Source organism: Kitasatospora sp. NPDC053308, assembly GCF_055585785.1.
In genome coordinates this window covers 1-5,030 of the sequence record NZ_JBVJJY010000051.1, presented here as the reverse complement: position 1 = coordinate 5,030, position 5,030 = coordinate 1, and the positions used below count along the sequence as shown (strand labels likewise).

General features: G+C 75.6%; 1 protein-coding gene. It reads left to right on the top strand.

Going from position 1 to position 5,030, the window contains the following annotated elements; genetic code table 11:
* The coding region (locus ACZ6Y7_RS37845; protein ID WP_465762527.1) for an SDR family NAD(P)-dependent oxidoreductase at window positions 1–5,030 on the top strand (5,030 nt) is incomplete at both ends.

Sequence of the window (5,030 nt, the reverse complement as noted above, 5' to 3'; positions counted from 1 at the left end):
CAGGGCGGCGTGCGGGTGCAGGTCACCGTGGACGGGCCGGACGAGTCCGGTCGCCGCGCGGTGGCCGTCTACGCCCAGGCCGAGGACGCGGCGCCCGAGGGGGAGTGGACCCGGCACGCGGCGGGAGCGCTGGCCCCGGCCGGAACGACGGCAGCCGCCGACGCCGACGGCGGGTCGGCGCAGTGGCCCCCGGCCGGCGCGGAGGCCCTGGACCTGGACGGGTTCTACCCCTCCCTGGCCGCCGGCGGCCTCGCCTACGGCCCGGCGTTCCAGGGGATCCGTGCGGCGTGGCAGCGCGGCGGGGAACTGTTCGCCGAGGTCGCCCTTCCGGACGCGGTGAGCGCCGCCGACTTCGGCCTGCACCCGGCCCTGCTGGACGCCGCCCTGCACGTGATCGTGGGCACGGGCGAGCGCCGGGACCGGCTTGAGGTCCCGTTCTCCTGGGGGAACGTCGACCTGTACGCCACGGGCGCCGCCGTGGCCCGGGTGCGGGTGACCCCGGAGCGGACCGGCGACGGCGTCTCCCTGACCCTGACGGACGCCACGGGCGCCTTGATCGCTTCCGTCGGCTCGCTGCTCCTGCGGCCCTTCGCCGCCACTGCGGCACCGGCTCGTGACGACCTGTTCGGGGTGGAGTGGGTCCCCGCGACTTCCGTGGCGGCTCCCGAGGAGCCGGACGGCCGGTGGTCCGTGCTCGGGGGGGAGCTGCCCGGCGCGGAGTCGTACGCCGATCTGGCCGCGCTGCTGGCGGCCCTCAGCGTGGGTGAGGCCGTTCCCGAGGTCGTGGTGGCGCGGGTGGTGCCCGAGCCGGCGCCCGACGACGTCCCGGGCGCGGCGCGCGATGTCGCGGTCGGTGTGCTGGGCCTGGTGCAGGAGTGGCTGGCCGCGGACGGGCTGTCCGCGTCGCGGCTGGTGGTGGTGACCGAGCGCGCCGTGGACGCCGGTCCCGAGGCGCCGACCGACGTCACGGCCGCCCCCGTCTGGGGCCTCGTCCGGGTGGCCCAGGCCGAGAACCCGGACCGGATCACGCTGGCCGACGTGGACGACGCGTCCGCCGCCGAGGTCGCGCAGTGGCTGCGAGCGGGTGTGGCGTCCGGCGAGCCGCAGTTCGCGGTCCGGGCCGGCCAGGTGCGGGCGCCGCGCCTGGCGCGCGTCGCGCAGGGACTGCCGGTTCCGGCGGAGCGGGTGTGGAGCCTGGACTTCCACGAGCGCGGCACGCTGGAGAACCTCACCCTGCTGGGCGCCGCCGAGGCGGCTCCGCTGGAAGTCGGCCAGGTGCGGGTCGCGCTGCGCGCGGCGGGCGTGAACTTCCGCGACGTGCTGAACGTGCTCGGCATGTACCCCGGCGACGCGGGCCGGCTGGGCCTGGAGGGCGCCGGCGTCGTGCTGGAGGTCGGCCCCGGCGTGACCGGCCTGCGGCCGGGCGACGCGGTGATGGGCCTGTTCACGGGCGCCTTCACCACGGAGGCCGTGACGGACCAGCGGCTGCTGGCCCCGGTGCCGTCCGGCTGGACCATGGCGGAGGCGGCCGGCGCGCCGCTGGTGTTCCTGACCGCGTGGTACGCGCTGGTGGAGCTGGCCGGCCTGCAGCGGGACGAGCGGGTGCTGATCCACGCCGCCGCCGGTGGCGTGGGCATCGCGGCGGTGCAGCTGGCCCGGCACCTGGACGCGGAGGTGTTCGCGACCGCGTCGCCGGCCAAGTGGGCGGCGGTGCGCGGACTGGGTGTCGAGGCCTCGCACCTCGCCTCCTCCCGCACCACCGACTTCGAGGAGGCCTTCCGCGCCGAGTCCGGCGGCCACGGGGTGGACGTGGTGCTGGACTCCCTGGCCGGGGAGTTCGTGGACGCGTCGCTCCGGCTGACCCGGGCCGGCGGCCGGTTCGTCGAGATGGGCAAGACCGACGTCCGGGAGCCGGAGCGGGTGCGCCGGGACCACGCGATCGACTACCGGGCGTTCGACCTGCTGGAACTGGACCCCGACGTGCTGGGCCGGATGCTGCGGGAGCTGACCCGGCTGTTCGCGGACGGCGCGCTGCGCCCGCTGCCGGTGGCGTGCTGGGACGTGCGCCGTGCGGTGGACGCGTTCCGCTTCCTGAGCCAGGCGCGTCACATCGGCAAGGTCGTCCTGACCATGCCCGCGCCGGCCGACCGGGCCGGCACGGTGCTGATCACGGGTGCCTCGGGTGCGCTGGGCGGTCTGGTAGCCCGGCATCTCGCGGCGACCGGACGGGCCGGGCGGCTGCTGCTGGTCTCGCGTCGCGGCATCGACGCCGCCGGGATGCCGGAACTCGTCGCCGACCTGGAGGAGTTGGGCGCCGAGGTCACCGTCGCGGCCTGCGACGCGGCCGACCGTGACGAGCTGGCCCGCGTCCTGGACGGTGTGCCGCTGACGGGCGTCGTCCACGCGGCCGGCATCGTGGACGACGGGCTGGCGACCGCCCTTTCGCCGGAGCGCGTGGAGACGGTCATGCGTCCGAAGGCCGACGCGGCGTGGCACCTGCACGAACTCACCCGCGACCTCGACCTGGACACCTTCGTCCTGTTCTCCTCGATCGCCGGCGTCTGGGGCAACCCCGGCCAGGCCAACTACGCGGCCGGCAACACCTTCCTGGACGCCCTGGCCGCGTCCCGCCGCCGGGCCGGGCTGCCCGCCACGTCCCTGGTCTGGGGCCCGTGGGAACACGGCATGACCGCGAAGCTCGACCGGGCCGACTGGCAGCGCATGTCCCGCCAGGGCCTGAAGCCGCTGCTGGCGGCCGACGGCCTCACCATGCTGGACGCGGCCGCCCGGGCCGCCGACCCCCTGGCGGTCACGGCCAAGCTGGACCTCGCCGCGCTGCGCCGCTCCGGCGAAGTACCGCCGTTCCTGTCCGGCCTGGTCCGGGCCGGACAAGCGGGCCCGGCCGCCCGTCGCACCGCCGGAGTTCCCGCCGCCGACGGCCGGAACGCGCTGGGCGCCCGGCTCCAGGCCCTCGGCCCCGCCGAGCGGACCGAAGCCGTCCTCGACCTGGTCGCGGCGCAGGCCGCCCTCGTCCTGGGCATGGCCGGACCGGAGAGCATCGAGGCCGGCCGGGCGTTCCGCGACACCGGCTTCGATTCGCTGACCTCCGTCGAGCTGCGCAACCGGCTGAACACGGTGACGGGGCTGCGCCTGCCGGCCACGGCGGTCTTCGACTACCCGACCCCGGCCGCGCTGGCCGGATTCGTGCTGGGCGAGCTGGTCGGCGACGTCGAGGCGGCGTCGGCGCAGGCCGCGCTCCCGGTGGCGGGGGGCGGTGCCACCGCCGACGAGGACCGCGTGGTCATCGTCGGCATGGGCTGCCGCTTCCCCGGCGGGGTGTCGTCGCCGGAGGAGTTCTGGGAGCTGGTGTCCTCACGCGCGGATGCGGTCGGGCCGTTCCCCACGGACCGCGGCTGGCCCGCGGACGTGCACGACCCGGACCCGGAGGCGGTGGGCAAGAGCCTGTCGGGCGAGGGTGGATTCCTGTACGAGGCGGGCGACTTCGACGCCGGCTTCTTCGGGATCAGTCCGCGGGAGGCCGTGGCGATGGATCCGCAGCAGCGGCTGCTGCTGGAGACGTCGTGGGAGGCGTTGGAGGACGCGGGAATCGATCCGACGGGGCTGCGGGGCAGCGCGACCGGTGTGTTCGCGGGGCTGATCTACCACGACTACCTGCCGTTCGGCGCGGTGTCCGAGAACGTCGAGGGCTACGTGGGCACCGGCGGATCGGGCGGTGTGGCGTCCGGACGGGTGGCGTACGCGCTGGGTCTGGAGGGGCCGGCGGTGACGGTGGACACGGCGTGTTCGTCGTCGCTGGTGGCGCTGCACCTGGCGTGCCAGTCGCTGCGCTCGGGCGAGAGCTCGCTGGCACTGGCCGGCGGCGTGAACGTGATGTCGACGCCCGGCACCTTCATCGACTTCACCAAGCAGGGCGGACTGGCGGCGGACGGTCGCTGCAAGGCGTACGCGGAGTCGGCGGACGGCACCGGCTGGGGCGAGGGCGTCGGTGTCCTGGTGCTGGAGCGGCTGTCGGACGCGCGGCGGCTCGGGCACAAGGTGCTCGCGGTGGTGGCCGGTTCGGCGGTCAACCAGGACGGTGCGTCGAACGGTCTGACGGCGCCGAACGGTCCGTCGCAGCAGCGGGTGATCCGGGCGGCGCTGGCCAGCGCGGGCCTGTCGGCGAGCGACGTGGACGTGGTGGAGGGGCACGGGACGGGGACCCGGCTGGGGGACCCGATCGAGGCGCAGGCGCTGCTGGCGACCTACGGGCAGGACCGGCCGGGTGACCGGCCGCTGCTGCTCGGGTCGGTGAAGTCCAACATCGGCCACGCGCAGGCGGCGGCGGGTGTCGCGGGCGTCATCAAGATGGTCGCCGCGATGCGGCACGGCGTGGTGCCGGCGACGTTGCACGTGGACGCGCCGTCCTCGCACGTGGACTGGGAGGCTGGTGCGGTCCGGCTGGTGACCGAGGCGCAGCCCTGGCCCGACGCCGAACACCCGCGACGCGCCGGGGTGTCGTCCTTCGGGTTCTCCGGGACCAACGCGCACGTCATCATCGAGCAGGCGCCGGCCGAGGAGGCCGCCGCGCCTCGTACGGACGGCCGGGTGCTGCCGGTGCTGCCGGTGGTGCCGTGGGTGGTGTCGGGCCGGTCGCCGGCGGGTCTCGTCGGCCAGGCGGAGCGGTTGGCGGCCTTCGTCCGGCGGACGGACGTGGACGCTGTCCCTGTGGGCTGGTCGCTGGCGACGTCGCGGGCGGCGCTGGAGCACCGGGCAGTGGTATTGGGTGCGGACCGCGACGAACTGGTCTCCGGACTAGAGGAGTTGGCCGGGGGGCGCGAGGCTCCGGGTGTGATCTCCGGCGCCGTGGGCGTCGTGGGCAAGGTCGGTTTCGTGTTCACCGGGCAGGGTGCGCAGCGGATCGGGATGGGTCAGGGTCTGTATGCGGCGTTCCCGGTGTTCGCCGAGGCCTTCGACGCGGTGTGTGCCGGTCTGGCCGGGCATCTGGACGGCTCGTTGGCCGCGGTGATTCG